Genomic DNA, 22,589 nt, shown 5'->3' with positions numbered 1-22,589 from the left:
GTCAGGACGGAAGGTCTCGGTCGATCAGCTCGAACAGCTCGTCGTCGGACGCGGAGTCGAGGTGCCCGTTGTCGGCGGCGACGGCGCCCGCCGGTGTGTCGTCGCCCGCCGGGGTGTCGTCCAGACGCCACAGCAGGCTCTGGAGGCGCGCCGCGAGCCGCCCGCGCGTCTGCGCGTCGTACGGATGCCCCACGAGGACCGTCTCCAGCCGGTCCAGCTCGCCGAAGAGCGGGGCCGACGGGTCGCTCGCCGCAGGACACAGCCGCTCCCGCAGCTCTCCCGCGATCGCGGTCGGCGTGGGATGGCGGAAGACGAACGTGGAGGGCAGCCTCAGCCCGGTGACGGCGGCCAGCCTGTTGCGCAGTTCGACGGCGGTGAGGGAGTCGAACCCGAGGTCCTGGAAGGGGACTTCGGCCCGCACGGCGTCGGCACCGGCATGCCCGAGAACCGCTGCGGCGTGCGTACGGACGAGGTCGAGGAGGGTGCGGTGCTGCTCCTCCTCGGTCAACAGGGCGAGCCTCCCGACGAGGTCGGTGTCCTGCCGGGCGACGGACGCGGCAGGCCGCCCGGAACCCCGCCCGCTGTCCCGGGCCGGAAGCAGCGGGGACTTCCCCGCGAGGGCGCGCGTGTCGAGGTCGGCGGCGATCAGGTGGGGCCGGCCGTGCCGGTACGCGGCGTCGAACAGGGCGAGCCCCTTCTCGGCACTCATCGCCCTGACGCCACCGCGCCGCATCCGCGCCAGGTCGGTGTCACCGAGCCCGGCGGTCATGCCGCTCTGCCACATGCCCCAGCCGATGGAGAGGCCGGGGAGCCCTTCGGCCCGGCGGTGTTGCATCAGGGCGTCGCAATAGGCGTTGGCCGCCGCGTAGTTGGCCTGGCCGGGACTGCCGAGGGTGGCGGCGGCCGAGGAGAACACCACGAACAGGTCGAGCCCCAAGTCCCGTGTCGCCTCGTGGAGATGACGCGCACCGGCCGCCTTGACGGCCCACACTTTCGCCAGGCTCTCCGGCGTCTGAGCGGTGACAACGGCATCGTCCAGGACACCAGCGGCATGAATGACGCCGGTCAACCCCTCAATGGACGCGACGAGTTCGGCCACGGCATCCGCATCGGTGACGTCCAAGGCCGCGAACGACACATCGGCGTCCAGCCCCTCCGCGGCACCCTCGCCGCCCCCGCTCCGACTCGCCAGCACCAACCGCCGCACACCCCACTCGTTCACCAGATGCTCGGCGATGGCCTGTCCCAACGCCCCCGTCCCTCCGGTGATCAGCACCGTCCCCTCGGGGTCGAGGGCATGGGGCACATCGAGCACCAGCTTCCCGGTGTGCTGCGCCTGACTCATGAACCGGAACGCCTCACGGGCCTGCCCAACCGGCCAGGCACGCACAGGAAGCGGCGCGAGCCGACCGGAGTCGAACAGCGCACCGAGTTCGCCGAACATCCGGCTGATGAGATCGGGCCCGGCATCGGTGACCAGGTCGTACACCGTGTACGCGATGCCCGGGTACGCATCGGGGTCCCGGAGATCGGTCTTCCCCATCTCCAGGAACCGCCCACCCGCACCGAGGAGTTGGAAAGACTCGTCGATCAAGTCACCGGTGAGGCTGTTGAGTACGACGTCCACGCGCCCGAACTTCTCCGCGAACCCCAACTCCCGCGAAGACGCCCGATGCGCCTCGTCGATCCCCAACTCCTCCAGCACAGCATGCTTGGCGGGACTCGCGGTCGCGAACACCTCGGCGCCCAGATGTCGGGCGATCTGCACGGCCGCCATCCCGACCCCGCCCGTCGCGGCGTGGATCAACACCCGCTCGCCCAGCTGGAGTTGGGCCACTTCCACCAGCCCGTACCAGGCCGTCAGGTACGCGACCGGCACGGCCGCCGCCTGCCGCGCGCTCCACCCTTCGGGAACCGGAGCGATCATGCGCGTGTCCGTGACGGCCAACGGGCCGAAGGAGCCGCGCAGTACGCCCATCACGGGGTCACCGACCGCGAGATGGGTGACGCCGGGCCCCACCTCCGTCACGACACCGGCTCCCTCACCGCCCAGCCCGATCTGTCCCGGGACCATGCCCAACGCGACCAGCACGTCACGGAAGTTGATACCGGCGGCGTGGATGCCGAGGCGGACCTCGCCGGGGGCGAGGGGTGCGGTGACCTCGGGGTAGGGGATCGGGGCGATGGTCTCCAGGGTGTCGTCGGCGCCCTTGTCGAGCCGCCAGGCCCGGTCGGGGGGCAGGGAACGGGTGGGGACGAGGCGGGGGGCGTAGAACGTGCCGTCACGCAGGGCGAGTTGGGGTTCGTCGAGGGCGGGAGCGGTCCGGGGGATGTCGGCGTCCGTGTCCAGGAGGAGGAGACGTCCCGGGTGCTCCGACTGCGCGCTGCGGACCAGGCCCCAGACGGCTGCGGCTGTCGGATCCACGTCGGCACCGTCGGGGGACACCGCACGCCGGGTCACGATCAGCAGGGGGCGGGGTTCGTCGGGGGCGGCGAGGTACGCCTGTATCTCGGCCAGCACTCGGTCGACGGCGGGGAGTTCAGCGCCGTCGGCGATCAGGACGACGGGGTCCTCGGCGTCCGCTTCCGGGGTCGGGAGGGGTGCCCACTCCACCGTGAACAGGCCCTCGTCGTGGGTTCGCAACTGGGTGACGTCGACGGGGCGGAGGGTGACCGAGCCGACGGTCAGGACGTTCGTTCCGGCGGTGTCGGTGGCGTGGAGGTGGATCTCGCGTTGGTGTTCGTCTGGTTCACCTGGTTCACCCGAGGAAAGGTGCACTCGAACAGTTCTGGCGTTCTCCGCTCGCAAGGAGACGTTGTTCCAGCTGAAGGGAAGCCAGATCTCGCCGTCACCTTCGGGCCGGGTGAGGAGGAGGGCCGCGTGGAGGGTGGCATCCAGGAGGGCGGGGTGGATGCCGTACCCGTCCGGGGAGCCGGCGGCTTCGGGGAGGGTGACCTCCGCGTAGAGGTCGTCGCCGTGGCGCCAGGCCACGTGCAGGCCCTGGAAGGCGGGGCCGTAGGCGTAACCGAGGGAGGCGGTGCGGGTGTAGAAGTCGGTCACGTCGATGGGGTCGGCGCCGGGCGGGGGCCAGGAGGTTGCCGTAGGAGGTTCGGGAGGCTCCGGAGCCAGAACGCCGGTTGCGTGGCACGTCCATTCGTCGTCGGAACGGCCGTAGACACGCACCTCGCGACGCCCGTCACCATCACCCTCGTCCACCACGACCTGAACACGAAGAGCCGAGTCCGACGGCACAACCATGGGCGCCTGCAAGGCCAGTTCCTCCACCACAGCACACCCCACCTCGTCCCCGGCCCTGAGCGCCCACTCCACCAACGCAGCCCCCGGCACCAACACCACACCCCCCACCTCGTGATCCACCAACCACGGCGCTCCCGACCGGGACACGCGCCCCGTCAACACGCGGGAACTGCGGTCGGCCAGGTCTACTGCCGTGTCCAGGAGGGGGTGGCCGAGTTCTCCCGGGGCCGTCTTCTTGGGGGTCAGCCAGAAGCGTTGGCGTTGGAAGGGGTAGGTGGGGAGGTCGACGATCTGGGGCGCGGGGTCGGTGGGGAAGAAGGGCGACCAATCGACGGAATATCCAGCGGTGTAGAGACGCCCCATCGCCTGCATGAAAGCAACGTCGTCCGGACGGCCTTCGGCAAGGGACGCGGTGAGAACCGGAGTTGTAGTCAGCGTGTGCTGAGCAGCCGTGATCAGCACCGGACCGGGCCCGATCTCCACGAACACACCAGCCCTGTCAGCGACTTCAGCAATCGCGGGCTGAAAGAGAACCGGCTGACGAACGTGCCGCACCCAGTATTCCGGGGTCGCGATCTCCGCCCCCGCGAGCGTGCCGGACACATTGCTCAGCAGCGGAAGAGACGGCTCTTTGAAGGCGACGCCGCTCAGGACCTCAGCGAAGTCGTCGAGCATCGGCTCCATCAACGCGGAATGGAAAGCATGGCTCACCTGAAGCCGCTTCGTACGGCGCCCTTTCCGCCGCCACGCCTCCGCAACCCGCTCCACCTCGCCGACGGAACCGGAAATCACCGTGGAGTCACCCGAGTTCACGGCCGCAATACTCACACCAGCCTCTTCAACCTCCCCCCGCGTGGCCTCAATTGCACACATCGCCCCGCCCTCAGGAAGAGCACCCATCAAACGAGCCCGCGCACTCACGACCTTGCACGCATCCGCGAGATCGAACACCCCGGCGACGTACGCCGCCGCAATCTCGCCCACCGAATGCCCGATCACCACATCCGGCTTCACACCAACGGACTCCCAGAGCCGAGCCAGAGCCACCTGTACCGCAAACAACCCGGTCTGAGCCCACTCCGTACGATCCAACAACTCCTGCGGCCCCCGGAAAACCGTCTCCCTCAGCGAGCCCCCTAAGAGGTCACACACCTCATCGAACACCTCGGCAAACACAGGAAACCGCTCATACAACCCGGCCCCCATCCCGACGACCTGACTCCCCTGCCCACTGAACAACCAGACCGTCTCCCCCTTCTGCGTCACCTCCCCCTCAGCCAAAACCTCCGCCCCACCCCCCAACACAACCCCCCGCCACTCCTGCACCGCCCGCCCCCTCAACAACGACCAACCAATGTCGGCAGAAGACCCACCCCACCCGACCAGCCGCCCCACCAACGCACGCATCGCCCCCTCACTCCGAGCGGACACAACCCACGGCACCACACCCCCCTCACGCCGCTCGACAGCCCCCTCCTCCTCCGGCACCTGCTCCACAACCAGATGCGCATTCGTCCCCGAAGCCCCGAACGACGACACCCCAGCCCGCCGCACCCGCCCCACCTCAGGCCACGCCTCGTTCTCCCCCACCACCCGCACAGCACCCAACTCCCACTCAACGAACGGCGAAGGAGCATCCACATGCAAACTCCCCGGCACCACCCCCCGACGCAAAGCCATCACCATCTTGATAACCCCGGCGACCCCAGCAGCCGCCTGCGTATGCCCGATATTCGACTTCACCGACCCCAGAAGAAGCGGAACCTCACGCCCCTGCCCATACGTAGCGAGAAGCGCCCCCGCCTCGATCGGATCCCCGAGCGTGGTCCCCGTCCCATGCCCCTCCACCACATCCACGTCCCCGGTCGAGAGCCCCCCACTGGCCAACGCCGCCAGAATCACCCGCTCCTGCGAAGGCCCATTAGGCGCGGTCAACCCATTCGAAGCCCCGTCCTGATTGACGGCCGACCCCCGCACCACCGCCAACACCCGATGCCCATTCCGCCGAGCATCCGACAACCGCTCCAACAGCACGAGCCCAACCCCCTCCCCCCACCCCGTCCCATCAGCCGCAGCAGCGAACGACTTGCATCGCCCATCGGGAGCCATCCCCCGCTGCCGCGAGAACCCGACGAACACCTCGGGCGTAGCCATGACGGTGACACCCCCGGCGAGAGCGAGATCGCACTCCCCCTGCCGCAAAGCCTGCGAGGCCAGATGAATAGCGACCAGCGACGAGGAACACGCCGTATCGACGGTCATCGTCGGCCCTTCCAGACCGAGCGTGTAGGCCACCCGCCCCGACACCACACTCCCGGCCCCGGCCAACATGGCGTACCCGTCCCCATCCGTGAGTCCGGCCGCGTAGTCGTGATACATCACCCCCGCATAGGTCCCGGTCCGGCTCCCCTTCAGCGACGTCGGATCGATCCCCGCCCGCTCCAGCACCTCCCACGACGTCTCCAGCAACAACCGCTGCTGCGGATCCATCGCCAACGCCTCACGCGGATTGATCCCGAAGAACCCCGCATCGAAATCCCCCGCATCGGGCAGGAAGGCGCCTTCGTCGGCGTAACTGGTCCCGGGATGATCGGGATCGGGATGGAAGAGGTTCTCCAGGTCCCACCCCCGGTCGGTGGGGAACGCGCCCATCGCGTCGACACCCCCGACGACCAACTCCCACAACTCTTCCGGTGAGTTCACGCCCCCGGGGAAGCGGCAGGCCATGGAGACGATGGCGATCGGATCGTCGCCGGTCGACACGGGAACCGCGACGGGCGCGGCCGACACCCGACCCCCGAGCCGGGTGTCGAGGTACGCGGCAAGCCCCCGGGGCGTCGGATGATCGAAGACGATCGTCGCGGGCAACCGCACCCCGCTGACCGCCGACAGCCGGTTACGCAGTTGCACGGCCGTGAGCGAATCGAAGCCGAGGTCCTTGAAGTTCGCCTCGACACGTACGTCGTCCGCCGAGCGGTACCCGAGGATCTCGGCGACAGACTCGCGTACGACGTCGGTGACGACGCGCAGCCTTCCGTCCTCGTCCAATCCGGCGAGCCGGGTCTCCAGTTCGGCACGGTCCGCGGCGGAGCCGACCGCGGCCCGGCGCCGGATGCGCCCCGCCACGTTCCGCAGGATCGGCGGCACGCTGTCGGCGGTGAGCGCGCGGACGTCGACCCCTGCGGCGACGACCATGGGCGTGTCGTCAGCGGTGGCGCGGGCCGCGTCGAGGAGGGCGAGCCCTTGGTCGTCGAGGAGAGGTTTGAGGCCGCCCGCGCGCAGGCGGGCCAGGTCGGTGTCGTCGAGGTGCCGGGTCATGGCGCTGCCGCGTGCCCACAGTCCCCAGGCGATGGAGAGGCCGGGCAGACCGGTGGCGCGGCGGTGGGTGACGAGGGCGTCGACGAAGGCGTTGGCGGCGGCGTACCCGGCCTGACCGGCGTTGCCGAGGACGCCGGCGGCGGAGGAGAAGGTGAGGAACAGGGCCAGGGGAAGGTGCGCGGTGGCCGCGTCGAGGTGCGCGGCGACGCTCGCTTTCGCCGCCCAGACCGTCGCCAGCCGGTCGGAGTTCTGGGCGGTGACGACGGCGTCGTCCAGCACCCCGGCGGCATGGATCACCCCGGTCAACCGGTCGACGGAGGCGACCAGTTCGGCGGTTGCCTGCGCGTCCGCGAGGTCGGCGGAGACGATCCGGACGTCCGCGCCGAGTCCGGTGAGCCGCTCGGCGAGTTCGCGGGCACCGGGGGCGTCGGGGCCTTGCCGCCCGGCGAGCACGAGACGCCGTACCGACCAGGCGCGGACCAGGTGTTCGGCGACCAGCGCACCCATCATGCCGGTGCCGCCCGCGATCAGCACGGCGCCGTCGGGGTCCAGGACGGGACCGGTGCTCGCGGGGAGGGTGGCGCGGGTGAGGCGGGGGACCAGCGGACGGCCTTCGCGTACGGCGAGTTGCGGCTCGCCGGTGGCGAGGGCGCGCGCCAGGGTCGTACGGTCCCCACCGGGATCTGTGCCTGCATCCGTGCCCGTGCCCGTGCCCGTGTCCAACAGGACGAACTGACCGGGGTGTTCGGCCTGCGCGCTGCGGATCAGCCCCCATACGGCGGCGGCCGGGGCGTCGACGGACTCGGTGTTCTGCACCGCCACCGCCTGACGGGTGATCAGTACGAGCCTGGCGTCGGCGAGGCGCGGTTCGGCTAGCCAGTCCTGGATCAGGCGGAGGGTGTACTCGGTGACCGCGCGCCCCCGTTCGTCCACGGTCCCCTCGGACGGTACGCCGACCTCGACGAGGACCGTCGCGGGGATCCTCCCCTCCGAGAGCGCTGCCAGATCCGGTACGTCGCGACCGAGCGTCACGCAGTCGAGGTCCTCAACTGCCGTACCGGACACGGACGTCCACTCCACGGTGAACAGCCCGTCGACCCCTGTTCGAGCCGCCGAGCGCAGCCGCTCGGGGTCGACGGGGAGCAGCGCCAGGGAGTCCACGCCCAGCACGGGCGTTCCGGCGGAGTCGGCCACCGTCACCCGCAACGTGTCGCCGTGCGGGGAGAGTCGTACCCGCGCGGCAGTGGCACCGGTGGCCCACAAGGACACCCCGGTCCATGCGAACGGCAGCCGGAGTTCCTGCCCGTCGGGGTCCTCGGGGTCGAGCAGCAGAGCGGGGTGCAGGGCGGCGTCCAGAAGCGCGGGATGGATACCGAACCCGTCGTCCGCGCCCGTCCGTCCGGGCAACTCCACCTCGGCCAGCAGGTCTTGGCCGTGCCGCCACACGGCGCGCACGCCCTGGAACGCCGGGCCGTAGGTGTAGCCGGCCGAGGCCGCCCGCTCGTACAGGTCACCGATGTCCACCGCCTCGGCCCCCGCCGGGGGCCACGGCCCGCTCAACTCGTCCGGTGCGTCCCCGGGTTCGGGAGTCAGGACGCCGACCGCGTGGCAGGTCCAGCTCTCGTCGTGGCCCGACTCCGGGCGGGAGAAGACGCTCAGTTCCCGGCGCCCGTCCTGTTCGTCGGCGGCACCGACGGCGACCTGGACCTGTAGCCCCCCGGATTCCGGGAGCACCAGGGGCGCCTGGAGGGTGAGTTCCTCAAGGCCCGCGCAGCCGGATTCGTCGGCCGCGCGCAACGCCCACTCCACCAGGGCGGCGCCGGGGACGAGTGCCGTACCGGCGACCGCGTGCTCGGCGAGCCAGCCGCTGGACGCCGCGAGCCGACCGGTGAGGACGAGTGCGCCGTCGGCGAGGCTGAGGATGGCGGGCAGGAGGGGGTGCTCCAGTCGTCGTAGCCCCATGGATCGGGCGTCGCCCTGGGTGTCTACCTCTAGCCAGTAGTGGTGGTGGTGGTGGAAGGGGTAGGTGGGGAGGTCGATGGGGTGTGGGGGTGTGGGGAACCAGTGGTGCCAGTTGATGTCGGCGCCTGCGGTGAAGGCTTGGGCTGCGGCGAGGGTGAGTTGGTGGGTGGTGCCGTGGTCTCGGCGCAGGGTCGGGACGATGGTCCCGGTGTCGATGGTCTCCTCCATGGGGAGGACGAGGACGGGGTGGGGGCTGGCCTCGATGAACAGGCGGTAGCCGTCGGCCTGGAGTGCCTTGATGGTCTCGGCGAAGCGGACTTGTTCGCGGAGGTTGGTGACCCAGTAGCCGGTGTCGAGAGTGGCCGTGTCGATACGGGCTGCGGTGACGGTCGAGTAGAACGCCACGTCGGACACCGCGACCGGGTGGACGTCGGAGAGCCGTCGGGTCAACTCCTCGCGGAGTTCGTCTATTTGAGCATTGTGGGAGGCGTAGCCGACGTCGATGAGGCGTGCCCTCAGTCCGCGCGCCTCAGCCTCGGACACCACCGCCGCTATGTCGCCGGGCGGCCCTGAAATGACCGTCGAGGAGGCGCTGTTGACAACGGCGACGGACACGCCCGGCCGATGATCGCCGATGAGCGCACGCACCTCGTCCGGGCCGGTGCCGATCGAGGCCATGTCACCCCGGCCCTGCAACTGCCGGAGCGCATCACTACGAACGGCAACAATCCTCGCCGCGTCCTGGAGCGACAGCACCCCCGCAACACAGGCAGCTGCTATCTCACCCTGTGAATGCCCAATCACTGCGGCAGGACGAACGCCATAGCCCTCCCAAACGGCGGCAAGGGAGACCATCACCGCCCAGAGGACCGGCTGAACCACATCAACACGGTCCAACTCCCCGCCGCCCCGCAGCACTTCAGTGAGCGACCAGCCCACATGAGGCGCAAGGGCCTGTTCGCACTCCGCGATCCGATCTGCGAACACCGGTGATTCGTCGAGGAGTTGGGCGCCCATTCCCACCCACTGCGACCCCTGGCCAGGGAACACCAGCACCGGACCCGGACCCACATCCCCTGCCACACCCGACACCACGTCCCCGTCCACGATCACGGCCCGGTGCTCGAACACCGACCGCGTCGTAACCAGCGACCACCCCACCTCGACCGCCGACGCCTCCAACTCCCGCACCCGCCGCACCTGTTCCTCCAGTGCAGCTTCACTCCGCGCGGAAACAACCCACGGCACCAGCTCAGGCTCCTCAACCGAAGAAACCTCCCCCGCCAAAGAAGCCTCATCAGACAGCGGCGCCTCCTCCAGAATCACGTGCGCGTTCGTCCCCGAGATCCCGAACGACGACACCCCGGCCCGCCGAACCCGCTCCCCCCGCTCCCACTCCACCGCCTCGGTGAGCAACCGCACCCCACCCCCGTCCCACTGCACATGCGGAGTCGGCTCATCGACGTTGAGGGTGACGGGGAGCAGCTCGTGCCGCAGTGCCATCACCATCTTGATGACCCCGGCGACCCCCGCCGCCGCCTGCGTGTGCCCGATGTTCGACTTCACCGACCCGAGCCACAACGGCCGGTCGTCCTCGCGGTCCTTGCCGTACGTCGCGATGAGGGCCTCGGCCTCGATGGGGTCACCGAGCCGGGTCCCGGTGCCGTGCGCCTCGACGGCGTCGATCTCGGACGTGGAGAGGTGGGCGCTCGCCAACGCCTGTCGTATGACGCGGCGTTGGGACGGTCCGTTGGGTGCGGTGAAGCCGTTGGAGGCGCCGTCCTGGTTGACGGCCGAGCCCCGGAGCAGCGCGAGGACGCGGTGGCCGTTGCGCCGGGCCGAGGAGAGGCGTTCGAGGACGAGGAGTCCCGCGCCCTCGCCCCAGCCCGTGCCGTCGGCCGCCGCCGCGAAGGGTTTGCAGCGGCCGTCGGGGGCGAGTCCGCGTTGACGGGCGAAGCCGGTGAACACTTCGGGTGTCGAGGTGACGGTGACGCCGCCCGCGAGGGCGAGTTCGCACTCGCCCTGTCGCAGTGCCTGTGCCGCGAGGTGCATGGCGACCAGCGAGGAGGAGCACGCGGTCTCGACGGTGACGGCGGGTCCCTCCAGGCCGAGGTTGAAGGAGATACGGCCGGACAGGACGCTGGGTGCGGTGCCCGCGTACCCCTCGCTGGACTTGCCTTCGAGGTCTCCCTGGGTCTGGTTGCCGGTGGTCCCGGAGCCGATGTAGACGCCGGTCCGGCTGCCTTTGAGGGAGGTGGGGGCGATCCCCGCGCGTTCGAGGGCTTCCCATGCCGTTTCCAGGAGGATGCGGAGCTGGGGGCTGCTGGCGAGTGCTTCGCGGGGGCTGAAGCCGAAGAACTCGGCGTCGAAGCGGTCCGCTCCGGCGAGGAAGCCGCCTTCGCGGACGTAGCAGGTTCCGGGGTTCTCGGGGTCGGGGTGGTAGATGCGCTCCAGGTCCCAGCCCCGGTCGGTGGGGAAGGGTTCGATCGCGTCGGCGCCGGCCGCGACGAGGTCCCACAGGTCCTCGGGGGTCTCGACGCCGCCGGGGAAGTGGCAGGCCATGCCGACGACGGCCACCGGTTCCTGGTGGCGTTCCTCCAGCTCGCGCAGCCGCTGCCGGGTGTCGTGCAGCTCGGCGGCGACCCGCTTGAGGTAGTCGACCAGTTGCTCTTCACTCGCCATGAGAGTTCACCCAGCCTTCGGCACGGTCGGTCACACACCCAGTTCTTTGTCGATGAAGTCGAGGACCTGGTCGGCTGTCGCGACCTGGAGCTGTTCCTTGGTTCCCCGCGTCCCGTCGGGGGCGCCGGCCGTCTTCCACTTCGCGAGGAGCGTCTCCAGCCGGGCGGTGACCGCGTCGGTGTCGAGGTGCTCGACGGACGCGGAGGACAGTGCGCGCTCCAGCCGCGCGACCTCGCGCAGGATCGGGTCGGTGGCCTCCTGTCCGGTGGATACGGCGGTGTCGGGGGCGAGTTGGCCCGCGAGGTGTGCGGCCAGGGTGTCGGCGTCGGGGTAGTCGAAGACGAGGCCGGCGGGCAGGCGCAGTCCGGTCGCGGCGGACAGGGTGTTGCGCAGTTCGACAGCGGTGAGGGAGTCGAAGCCGAGTTCTTTGAAGGTTCCGCTCTGAACTGCGCTGTCCGTGTGGTGTCCGAGTACGGCGGCGGCCCGCTCCTTGACGAGCTTGACCAGTGTGTGGTGCCGGTCGGCGGGCGAGAGGGCGGCGAGTCGGGCCGCGAGGTCGGCGGGGTGTGCGCCCGCCGACGCGGTGCGCCTGCCGGTGGTGGTCGCGGCGAGGCCGCGCAGGAGGGCGGGCCGGGCGTCGGCGGGGAGCGCGGCCAGGGTGCGCGGGTCGAAGTCGCAGGCCACGACGTGGGCGTGGCCGTGGTGGTGTGCGGCGTCGAGGAGGGCCAGCCCGTGGTCCGCGGTCATCGCGCGGACGCCGACGCGTGCGAGCCGGGCCATGTCGGTGTCGCCGAGTCCGCCCGCCATGCCTCCTTCGGTCCGCCACATGCCCCAGCCGACGGACAGACCGGCCCGGCCCGTGGCCCGGCGGTGTTGCGCCAGCGCGTCGCAATAGGCGTTGGCCGACGCGTAGTTGGCCTGTCCGGGGCTGCCGAGGGTGGCGGCGACCGAGGAGAACACGGCGAACAGGCCGAGCCGCACGTCCCGGGTCGCCCGGTGGAGGTTCGCGGCGGCGGTGGCCTTCGCCGCCCACACCGTCGCCAGCCGCTCGGGGGTCTGGGCGGTCACCACCGCGTCGTCCAGGACACCCGCGGAGTGGATGACGCCGGTCAGCCGGTCGGTGGACGCGACCAGTCGGGCCACTGCGTCGGGGTCGCTCACGTCGAGGGCGACGACAGTGGCTTCGGCGCCCAACTCGCCGAGTTTCGCCACGAGTTCGTCGGCACCGGGAGCCTGCGCGCCACGCCGTCCGGCCAGGATCAGACGCCGTACGCCGTATGCGCGCACGAGGTGTTCGGCGGTGACCTGCCCGAGCATCCCCATGCCGCCGGTGATCAGTACGGTGCCTTCGGGGTCGAGGGCGGGTGGGATGTCGAGGACGAGTTTCCCGGTGTGTTTCGCCTGACTCATGAACCGCAACGCCTCCCCCGTATCGGCCAGCGGCCAGGAACGTATCGGGAGCGGCTTAAGCCGTTCTGAGGCGAACAGCGCACCCAGTCCGTCGAAGATCTCCCCGATCCGCTCGGGCTCGGCGTCCACGCTCGCGTCGTACACCGCGTACATGACGCCGGGGTGCGCCTCGGGGTCCCGGAGATCGGTCTTCCCCATCTCCAGGAACCGCCCACCCGCGCCGAGGAGTTGGAAAGACTCGTCGATCAAGTCACCGGTAAGGCTGTTTAGTACGACGTCCACGCGCCCGAACTTCCCCGCGAACCCCAGCTCCCGCGAAGAGGCCCGATGCGCCTCGTCGATCCCCAGCTCCTCCAGCACAGCGTGCTTGACGGGGCTCGCGGTCGCGAACACCTCGGCGCCCAGATGCCGGGCGACCTGCACGGCCGCCATCCCCACCCCGCCCGTCGCGGCGTGGATCAACACCCTTTCACCGGCCCGGAGTTCAGCCAGTTCGACCAGCCCGTACCAGGCCGTGAGGAACGCTGCGGGCGCCCCGGCGGCCTGACGCATGTCCCATCCGTCGGGGACCCGCGTCATCAACTGCTCATCAGCGACCGCCACCGGCCCGAAGGCCCCCTCGAACACGCCCATCACGCGATCGCCGACCGACACCCGGGTGACACCGGGACCGACCTCCGTCACGACACCGGCACCCTCGCCGCCCATCGCCCCGTACGCCGGAACCATCCCCAACGCGACCAGTACGTCACGGAAGTTGATGCCGGCGGCGTGTACGGAGACCCGGACCCGGCCCGGCGCCAAGGGCGCGAGGACCTCGGGGCACGGGACCGCCGTCAGGGCGTCGAGCGAGCCACCGCCCGCCATGCGCAGCCGCCACGCGGGTTCACCCGGGGGTGGCGAGAGGGAGGGGCGGCGAGCGGGGATCAGCCGGGGTATGTACAGCTTGCCTTCGCGCAGGGCCAGTTGGGGTTCGTCGAGGGCGTGCAGGACATGCGGGAGGTCGCCGCCGTCGGTGTCGAGCAGGACGAAGCGGCCAGGGTGCTCCGTCTGAGCGCTGCGGACAAGACCCCAGACGGCTCCGGCAGTTGGATCGGCGTCACCGCCGACGACGGAGACCGCCCGCCGGGTGACCACCGTCAGACGGGAGTCGTCGGCCGAGGCCAAGGTTTCCTGAACCCTGGCCAACACCCGCTCGACGGCGGGCAGTTCATCACCGTCGACCACCAGCACGGCCGCGTCGTCCACGTCCGCCTCCGGCACCTCGACCGGCGTCCACTCGACCGTGAACAGGCCCCGCAGATCGCGCTGTCGGGCGGCGGAGAGCTGGGCCGGGTCGATCGGGCGGGTACGGAGAGAGCCGACACGCAGGACAGGTCCGCCTGTCGCATCGGTGACGGTCACCCCCACTCCGCGCTCGGACGGGGTGAGGTGAACGCGCACGGTCGTGGCCCCCACCGCGCTCAGCGACACGCCGGTCCACTCGAAGGGGACGTGCGTCTCGTCGCCCTGGAGGTGCGCGGCGAGGAGGGGGTGGAGGGTGGCGTCGAGGAGGGCGGGGTGGATGCCGTACCCGTCCGGGGAGCCGGCGGCTTCGGGGAGGGTGACCTCCGCGTAGAGGCCGTCGCCGTGGCGCCAAACTGCGTCCAGGCCCTGGAACGCGGGGCCGTATCGGTAGCCGTCGTCCGTCGCGGAGCGGGCGTAGAAGTCCGTCACGTCAATGGGCTCGGCGCCGGGTGGGGGCCAGGGGGTTGCCGCGAGGGCTTCTTCGGCGGGTTCGGGAAGTCGTGGTGCCAGGACGCCGATCGCGTGGCACGTCCATTCGTCGTCGGAACGGGTGTAGATACGCACCTCGCGACGCCCGTCACCATCCCCCTCGTCCACCACGACCTGAACACGAAGAGCCGAGTCCGACGGCACAACCATGGGCGCCTGCAAGGTCAGTTCTTCCACCACAGCGCACCCCACTTCGTCCCCGGCCCTGAGCGCCCACTCCACCAACGCCGCCCCCGGCACCAACACCACACCCCCCACCTCGTGATCCACCAACCACGGCGCTCCCGACCGGGACACGCGCCCCGTCAGAAGACAGCCGCCTCGATCGGCGAACTCAACTGCCGCGCCCAGGACCGGATGCCCGGCCGCCACGAGACCAAGACCCCCTGGATCGCCGCCAGTTCGACCGCTCGACAGCCAGAAACGTTGGCGTTGGAAGGGGTAGGTGGGGAGGTCGACGATCTGGGGCGCGGGGTCGGTGGGGAAGAAGAGCGACCAGTCGACGGAGTACCCAGCGGTGTAGAGACGCCCCATCGCCTGCATGAACGCCACATCGTCCGGACGACCTTCGGCAAGGGAGGCGGTGAGAACCGGAGTTGTAGTCAGCGTGTGCTGAGCAGCCGTGATCAGCACCGGACCGGGCCCGATCTCCACGAACACACCAGCCCTGTCAGCGACTTCAGCAATCGCAGGCTGAAAGAGAACCGGCTGACGAACGTGCCGCACCCAGTATTCCGGGGTCGCGATCTCCGCCCCCGCGAGCGTGCCGGACACATTACTCAGCAGCGGAAGAGACGGCTCCTTGAAGGCGACGCCGCCCAGCACCTCAGCGAAGTCGTCCAGCATCGGCTCCATGAGCGCCGAGTGGAAAGCATGGCTCACCTGAAGCCGCTTCGTACGACGCCCTTTCCGCCGCCACGCCTCCGCAACCCGCTCCACCTCACCGACAGACCCGGAAATCACCGTCGAGTCACCCGAGTTCACGGCCGCAATACTCACGCCAGCCTCTTCAACCTCCCCCCGCGTGGCCTCAATTGCACACATTGCCCCGCCTTCGGGAAGAGCACCCATCAATCGAGCCCGCGCACCCACGACCCTGCACGCATCCGCGAGATCGAACACCCCCGCGACATACGCAGCCGCAATCTCCCCGACGGAATGCCCGATCACTACATCCGGCTTAACCCCCACCGACTCCCAAAGCCTGGCCAGAGCCACCTGCACCGCAAACAACCCGACCTGAGCCCACTCCGTACGATCCAACAACTCCTGCGGCCCCTGGAAAACCGTTTCCCTCAGCGAGCCCCCCAGCAGATCGCAGACCTCATCGAACGCCTCGGCAAACACCGGGAACCGCTCATACAACCCGGCCCCCATCCCGACGACCTGACTCCCCTGCCCACTGAACAACCACACCACCTCCCCCGCCGAAGACGCCAACGCGGGCCCGACCAAATCGGCATGCCCCTCACCTTTGGCCAGCGCTTCCGCCGCATCTCGCAAAAAAACAGCTCGCCATTCGTGAACCGATCGGCCCCTCCAAAACGACCAACCTATGTCAGCAGAAGATCCGCCCCACCCGACCAACCGACCGGCCAACGCACGCAACGCCTCTTCACTCCGAGCCGACACAACCCACGGCACCACACGCTCCTGACCACCCCTCGCAACCTCAACCTCAGGCACCTGCTCCACGATCAGATGCGCATTCGTCCCCGAAGCCCCGAACGACGACACCCCAGCCCGCCGCACCCGCCCCACCTCAGGCCACCCCACCGACTCCCCCACCACCCGCACAGCACCCGACTCCCACTCAACGAACGGCGAAGGAGCATCCACATGCAAACTCCCCGGCACAACCCCCCGACGCAAAGCCATCACCATCTTGATGACCCCGGCGACCCCAGCAGCCGCCTGCGTATGCCCGATATTCGACTTCACCGACCCCAAGAGGAGCGGAGTCTCACGCCCCTGCCCATACGTCGCAAGAAGCGCATGAGCCTCGATCGGATCCCCCAACCGAGTCCCGGTCCCATGCCCCTCCACCACATCCACATCCCCGGCCGAGAGCCCCCCACTGGCCAACGCCTGCCGAATCACCCGCTCCTGCGAGGGCCCACTCGGCGCGGTCAACCCATTCGAGGCCCCGTCCTGATTGACGGCCGACCCCCGCACCACCGCCAACACCCGATGCCCATTGCGCCGAGCATCCGACAACCGCTCCAGCACCAGCAGCCCCACCCCCTCCGCGAGTCCCACCCCGTCCGCAGCAGCCGCGTACGCCTTGCATCGCCCGTCCGGCGCCAGCCCCCGCTGCCGGGCGTACCCGGCGAACATGTCCGGATCGGCCATGACGGTGACGCCTCCGGCGAGAGCGAGATCGCACTCCCCCTGCCGCAAGGCCTGCGCGGCGAGATGAATAGCGACCAGCGACGAGGAACACGCCGTGTCGACGCTCACGGCGGGCCCTTCGAGGCCGAGTGTGTAAGCCACCCGCCCCGACACCACGCTCCCGGTACTGGCCAGGAAGGCGTACCCCTCCAGATCGGCGTGCCGCCCTCCGGCGTAGTCGTGGTACATCACCCCCACGTACGTCCCGGTCCGGCTCCCCTTCAACGAGGCCGGATCGATGCCGGCCCGCTCCAGCACCTCCCACGACGTCTCCAGCAACAACCGCTGCTGCGGATCCATCGCCAACGCCTCACGCGGATTGATCCCGAAGAACCCCGCATCGAAATCCCCCGCGTCAGGCAGGAATCCCCCCTGGTCGGTGTAGGTGGTGCCGGGATGGTCGGGATCGGGGTGGAAGAGGTTCTCCAGGTCCCACCCCCGGTCGGCGGGAAAGGCGCCCACCGCGTCGACACCCCCGACGACCAACTCCCACAGCTCTTCCGGCGAGGTGACGCCGCCCGGGTAGCGGCAGGCCATGGAGACGATCGCGATCGGTTCGTCGGTGGCGCCCGTCGGCAGGGCGACGGGGAGGGCGGGTGTCTGGGCGGGACCGCCGAGGCGGCTGCTCAGGTAGGCGGCGAGGGCCCGGGGTGTGGGGTGGTCGAAGGCCATCGTCGCGGGCAGCCGCACCCCGCCCGCCACCGCGAGCCGATTGCGGAGTTCCACCGCTGTCAGCGAGTCGAGGCCGAGGTCTTTGAATGCGGTCGTGGCGCCGACGCGCTCCACGGAACCGTGGCCCAGGACAGCGGCGACGTGCTCGCGGACGGCGTCGGTGAGGACGCGGATGCGGTCGTCCGCGTCGAGTCCGGTCAGGCGTGCGGTAAGGGCGGCTTGGTCGTCGGCGCCCGAGGCGACGCGGCGTCGCAGGGTGGTCGCGGTGAGGGTGCGCAGGAGCGGGGAGAGGCCGTCGGAGGTGCCGCGTGGATCGAGGTCGGCCGCGACGACGTACGGGTGGTCGAGGGCGCGGGCCCTGTCGAAGAGGGCCAGGCCGGCTTCGTCGGTGAGGGGGGAGAAGCCGGTGCGGCGCATCCGGGCGAGGTCGGTCGGGGTGAGCCCCGCGGTCGACTCCCACAGGCCCCAGGCGAGGGAGATTCCGGGGATGCCTTCGGTACGGCGGTGTCGGACGAGGGCGTCGCAGTAGGCGTTGGCCGCCGCGTAGTTGGCCTGTCCGGGGCTGCCGAGCGAGGCCGCGGCCGAGGAGAAGACGGCGAACAGGTCGAGGTCCAGGTCGCGTGTCGCCTCGTGGAGGTGGTGTGCGCCGGCCGCTTTCGTCGCCCACACGCGGGCCAGGCGCTCGGGGCTCTGGGCGGTCACGACGGCGTCGTCCAGGACGCCCGCCGCGTGGATGACGCCGGTCAACCGGTCGATGGACGCGACCAGTTCGGCCACCGCCTCCGCGTCGCCCACGTCGAGGGCCGTGACCGTCACGTCGGCGTCGAGGCCCGCGCGGAACTCCGCGATGCCGGGGGTCTCGGGTCCGCGCCGGCCGGCCAGGACCAGCCGCCGTACTCCCTGTTCCCGCACGAGGTGGCCGGCCACCAGCCGGCCGAGGACTCCGGTGCCGCCGGTGATGAGGACGGTGCCGTCCGGGTCGAGCGGCTCGGTGGTGTCGGGGTCGGTGGCGGCCCGGACGAGTCGGGGTACGCGGATCTCGCCGTGGTGCAGGGCGAGTTGGGGTTCGTCGGGGGGCGCCGCCGCCATGGCCTCGGCGAGTGTGTCGTCCGGGCCGAGGTCGATGAGGGTGAAGCGGTCGGGGTGTTCGGACTGGGCGCTGCGGACGAGCCCCCAGACGGCGGCTGCCGCCGGGTTCACGGGGCTGCCGTCGAAGGTTACGGCGCCCCTGGTGGCGAGGGTCAGGCGGGAGTCGGGCAGGGGTGCGGCGAGCCAGGTCCGGACGAGGTCGAGGGCGTGGGTGGTCAGGGCCAGCGCGTCGTCACTGCCCTCACCGGCGCTTTCGAGAAGCACTGCCGCTGCTTGTGGCGCCTCCGCACCCCCCGCGACCTCCTCCACCAGCTCCTCGACCCCGTGTTCCAACGCCGTCCACGGCACCGGGCCCGCCGCCTTCTCCGCCGTGACCCACTCCAGGTCGAACAGGGCGTGCCGGTCCCGGGCCCCTCGGCCGATCTCCGCGAGCCGGTCGGCGTCGACGGGGCGGGAGCGCAGGTCTCGTACCGTCAGCACCGGTGCGCCCACGGCGTCCGTGACGGTGATCCGCAGTCCGTCGCCGATTCCGTCGCCGAGCGGGGTGAGGCGTACGCGGGCCGTGGTGGCGCGTACGGCGTGCAGGGTCGTGTCGTTCCAGGTGAAGGGGAGCCAGGTGCGGCCGGTGTCGGTGGGGGGCAGGAGGAGGGCGGCGGGCTGGAGGGCGGCGTCGAGGAGGGCGGGGTGGATGCCGTACCCGTCCGGGTCGCCCGCTTCTTCGGGGAGGGTGATCTCGGCGAGGACGTCCGTGCCGTGGCGCCAGAGTTTGCGGATGCCCCGGAAGGCGGGTCCGTAGCCGTACCCGTTCCGGTCGGCTCGGGTGTAGAGGTGTTCGATGTCGGCGGGTTGGGCGTCGGGCGGGGGCCAGGGGGTGCCGTCCGGGGTGTCGTCCGTCGTGCCGGGGCCGAGGACGCCTGTCGCGTGGCAGGTCCAGGGGTGGGTGTCATCGTCGTCGGGCCGGGAGAAGACCTGGACGTCGCGTCGCCCGTCCGCGTCGGCGGCGTCCACGACGACCTGGATCCGCAGGCTGCCGGTGTCGGGCAGGACGAGGGGGGTCTCCAGGGTGAGTTCCTGTACGGCGGGGCAGCCGGTGTCGTCGGCGGCGCGCAGGATCCACTCCAGTTGGGCGGCGCCGGGTACGAGGGGGTGGCCGGCCACGGTGTGGTCGTCGAGCCAGGGGGCGGAGCGTCGGGAGACACGGCCGCTCAGCAGGTGTACGTCCCGGTCGGCGAGGCCGACGCAGGCGCGCAGGAGGGGGTGTCCCGAGGCGGTGAGCCCGAGTCCGGCGGGGTCGCCGGGGCGTTGGGCGGGAGGTGCCGTCCAGAAGCGTTCGTGCTGGAAGGGGTAGGTGGGCAGGGCGACGGTGCGGGGCGTGGGGTCGGCGGGGAACCAGGGGCGCCAGTCGACGTCACCGCCGGCCGTGAACGTCTGGGCGGCGGCGCGGGTGAGCTGTTTCGTGTCGCCCCGGCCGCCGCGCAGGGTGGGGACGACCGTGGCGGGGACGTCCGCGCGTTCGATGATGCCGGCCATCGCGAGGTTGAGGACGGGCTGCGGGCTGACCTCGATGAAGAGGCGGTGGCCCGCCGCGAGGAGGGCGTCGACGGTGTCCTCGAACCGGACGGGGCTGCGGACGTTGGCCACCCAGTACGCGGTGTCGAGGGTGGCGGGGTCGGTGGGGGCGGCGGTGACGGTGGAGTAGAAGGCGACGTCGGAGGCGGTGGGCCGGATGCCGGTGAGGCGGGTGGTGAGTTCGCCGGTGATCTCGTCGATGTGGGGGCCGTGGCCGGCGATGTCGGAGTCGACGGGGCGGACGCGTACGTCGCGGGCGCGGGCGGCCTCGACTATGGCGGCGATGTCGGCGGGCGGGCCGGAGACGACGGTGGAGTAGGGGCCGTTGACGGCCGCGACGACGACGTCCGGGCGTCCGTCGATCAGTTCGGTGGCCTGGTCGCGGCTCATGCCGAGGGCGGTCATGGCGCCGCGCCCGGACAGGGTGCGCAGGAGGGTGGCGCGGGTGGTCACGATGCGGGCGCCGTCGGCGAGCGAGAGCGCTCCGATGACGCAGGCGGCGGCGATCTCGCCCTGCGAGTGCCCGACGACGGCGGCGGGTTCGATGCCGTGGTGGGCCCACACCGCGGCGAGCGCGACCATGACGGCCCACATCACGGGCTGGCCGACGTCGATCCGGGACAGTTCGGCGCCGTCGCCGCGCAGGACGTCGGTGAGGGACCAGTTGGCGTAGGGCGCGAGGGCGCGTTCGCATTCGGTGATCCGGGCGGCGAACACCGGGGATTCCGCGAGGAGCCGGGCGCCCATGCCGGCCCACTGGCCGCCGTGTCCGGGGAACATCAGGACCGGTCCGGGGCCGGTGGCGGCGGCGGTCCCGGTGATCACGCTCATCGACTCCTCGCCCGCCGCGAGGGAGCGCAGTCCGGTGAGGAGGGTGTCGCGGTCGGGGCCGATGACGACGGCGCGGTGTTCGAAGGCCGAGCGGGTGGTGGCGAGGGACCAGCCGACGTCGACGGGCGGGATCGGGGTCGTAGCGGCCTCGACGGTCTCGGCCAGTCGTCGGGCCTGTTCCCGCAGCGCCTTCTCGGTCCGGGCGGAGAGGACCCAGGGCACCACTGCGCCCGGCGCCGCGCCGGAGGGCTCCTCCTGGGTAACCGGCTCGGGTGCCTCTTCCAGGATCACGTGCGCGTTGGTCCCCGACATGCCGAACGCCGACACCCCGGCCCGGCGCGGGCGTTCGCCGCGCGGCCACGCCACCGGCGAGGTCAGCAGCTCGACGGCCCCGGAGGACCAGTCGACGTGCGGGGTCGGCTCGTCGGCGTACAGGGTCGCGGGCAGTTCCTCGTACCGCAGCGCCATCACCATCTTGATGACGCCCGCGACGCCGGCGGCGCCCTGTGGATGGCCGAGGTTGGACTTCACCGAGCCGAGCCGCAGCGGCCGGCCGTCGGCGCGGTCGCGGCCGTACGTGGCGAGCAGGGCGCCGGCCTCGATGGGGTCGCCGAGCCGGGTGCCGGTGCCGTGTGCCTCGACGGCGTCGATCTCGGCGGCTCCCAGGCCCGCGTTGGCGAGGGCGGCGCGGATGACGCGTTCCTGGGAAGGGCCGTGGGGGGCGGTGAGGCCGTTGGAGGCGCCGTCCTGGTTGACGGCCGAGCCCCGCAGCAGGGCGAGAACTTCATGGCCTCGGGCGCGGGCGTCGGAGAGGCGTTCGAGGAGCAGCAGCCCCGCGCCCTCGGAGAAGCCGGTGCCGTCGGCGGTGGCCGAGAACGCCTTGGAGCGGCCGTCGGGGGCCAGCGCGCCCTGCCGGGAGAACTCGGCGAACGCGGCGGGGGTGGGCATGACGGTCACGCCGCCGGCCAGCGCGAGGTCGCACTCGCCCTGCCGCAGCGCCTGCACGGCGAGGTGCATGGCCACGAGGGAGGAGGAGCAGGCCGTGTCGACGCTGACCGACGGTCCTTCGAGGCCGAGGCTGAAGGAGATACGGCCGGACAGGACGCTCAGGGCGTTGCCGGTCAGGAGGTGCCCTTCGACCGCCTTGTCGGGCTGCGCGCCGCCGAAGCCGAGGACGCCCGCGCCGACGTAGACGCCGGTGGGGCTCAGTTTCAGGGTGGCGGGGTCGATGCCGGCGCGTTCGAGGAGCTCCCAGGCCGTCTCCATGAGGACGCGTTGCTGGGGGTCCATGGCGAGGGCCTCGCGGGGGCTGATCCCGAAGAACGCGGCGTCGAAGCCGGGCGCGTCGGCCAGGAAGCCCCCCTTGATGTCCGGCGTCTCCCAGCCCCGGTCCGCGGGGACCTCGCCGATGGCGTCGCGGCCTTCGGCGACCAGGTCCCAGAGCGCTTCGGGGGTGCGGACGTCGCCGGGGAAGCGGCAGGCCATGGAGACGACGGCGATCGGTTCCTGGGCGCGCTCCTCCACCTCGCGCAGCCGCTTGCGCGCCTGGCCGAGGTCCGCTGTGACCCGCTTGAGGTAGTGGCGAAGCTTTTCCTCGTTGCTCGGCATCGGACGTCACTTCTCCATCGGC

2 protein-coding genes are annotated in these 22,589 nt (G+C 71.0%); both read right to left on the bottom strand.

Going from position 1 to position 22,589, the window contains the following annotated elements:
- Position 1 precedes the first annotated feature (1 nt).
- Positions 2 to 11,221, bottom strand: coding sequence for a type I polyketide synthase (locus J8M50_RS23025; RefSeq protein WP_223786250.1), 11,220 nt, complete (start codon positions 11,219 to 11,221; stop codon positions 2 to 4).
- A 30-nt stretch (positions 11,222 to 11,251) separates the two neighbouring features.
- Positions 11,252 to 22,567 carry a type I polyketide synthase gene (locus tag J8M50_RS23020; RefSeq protein ID WP_010356043.1) on the bottom strand — a complete coding sequence of 3,772 codons (11,316 nt, stop codon included), beginning with the start codon at positions 22,565 to 22,567 and terminating at the stop codon, positions 11,252 to 11,254.
- Positions 22,568 to 22,589: the final 22 nt, after the last annotated feature.

Source organism: Streptomyces acidiscabies (genome assembly GCF_020010905.1).
Classification (GTDB): domain Bacteria; phylum Actinomycetota; class Actinomycetes; order Streptomycetales; family Streptomycetaceae; genus Streptomyces; species Streptomyces acidiscabies.
Note: the sequence above shows the minus strand (reverse complement) of the source record. Positions and strands in the feature narration are given on the sequence as shown.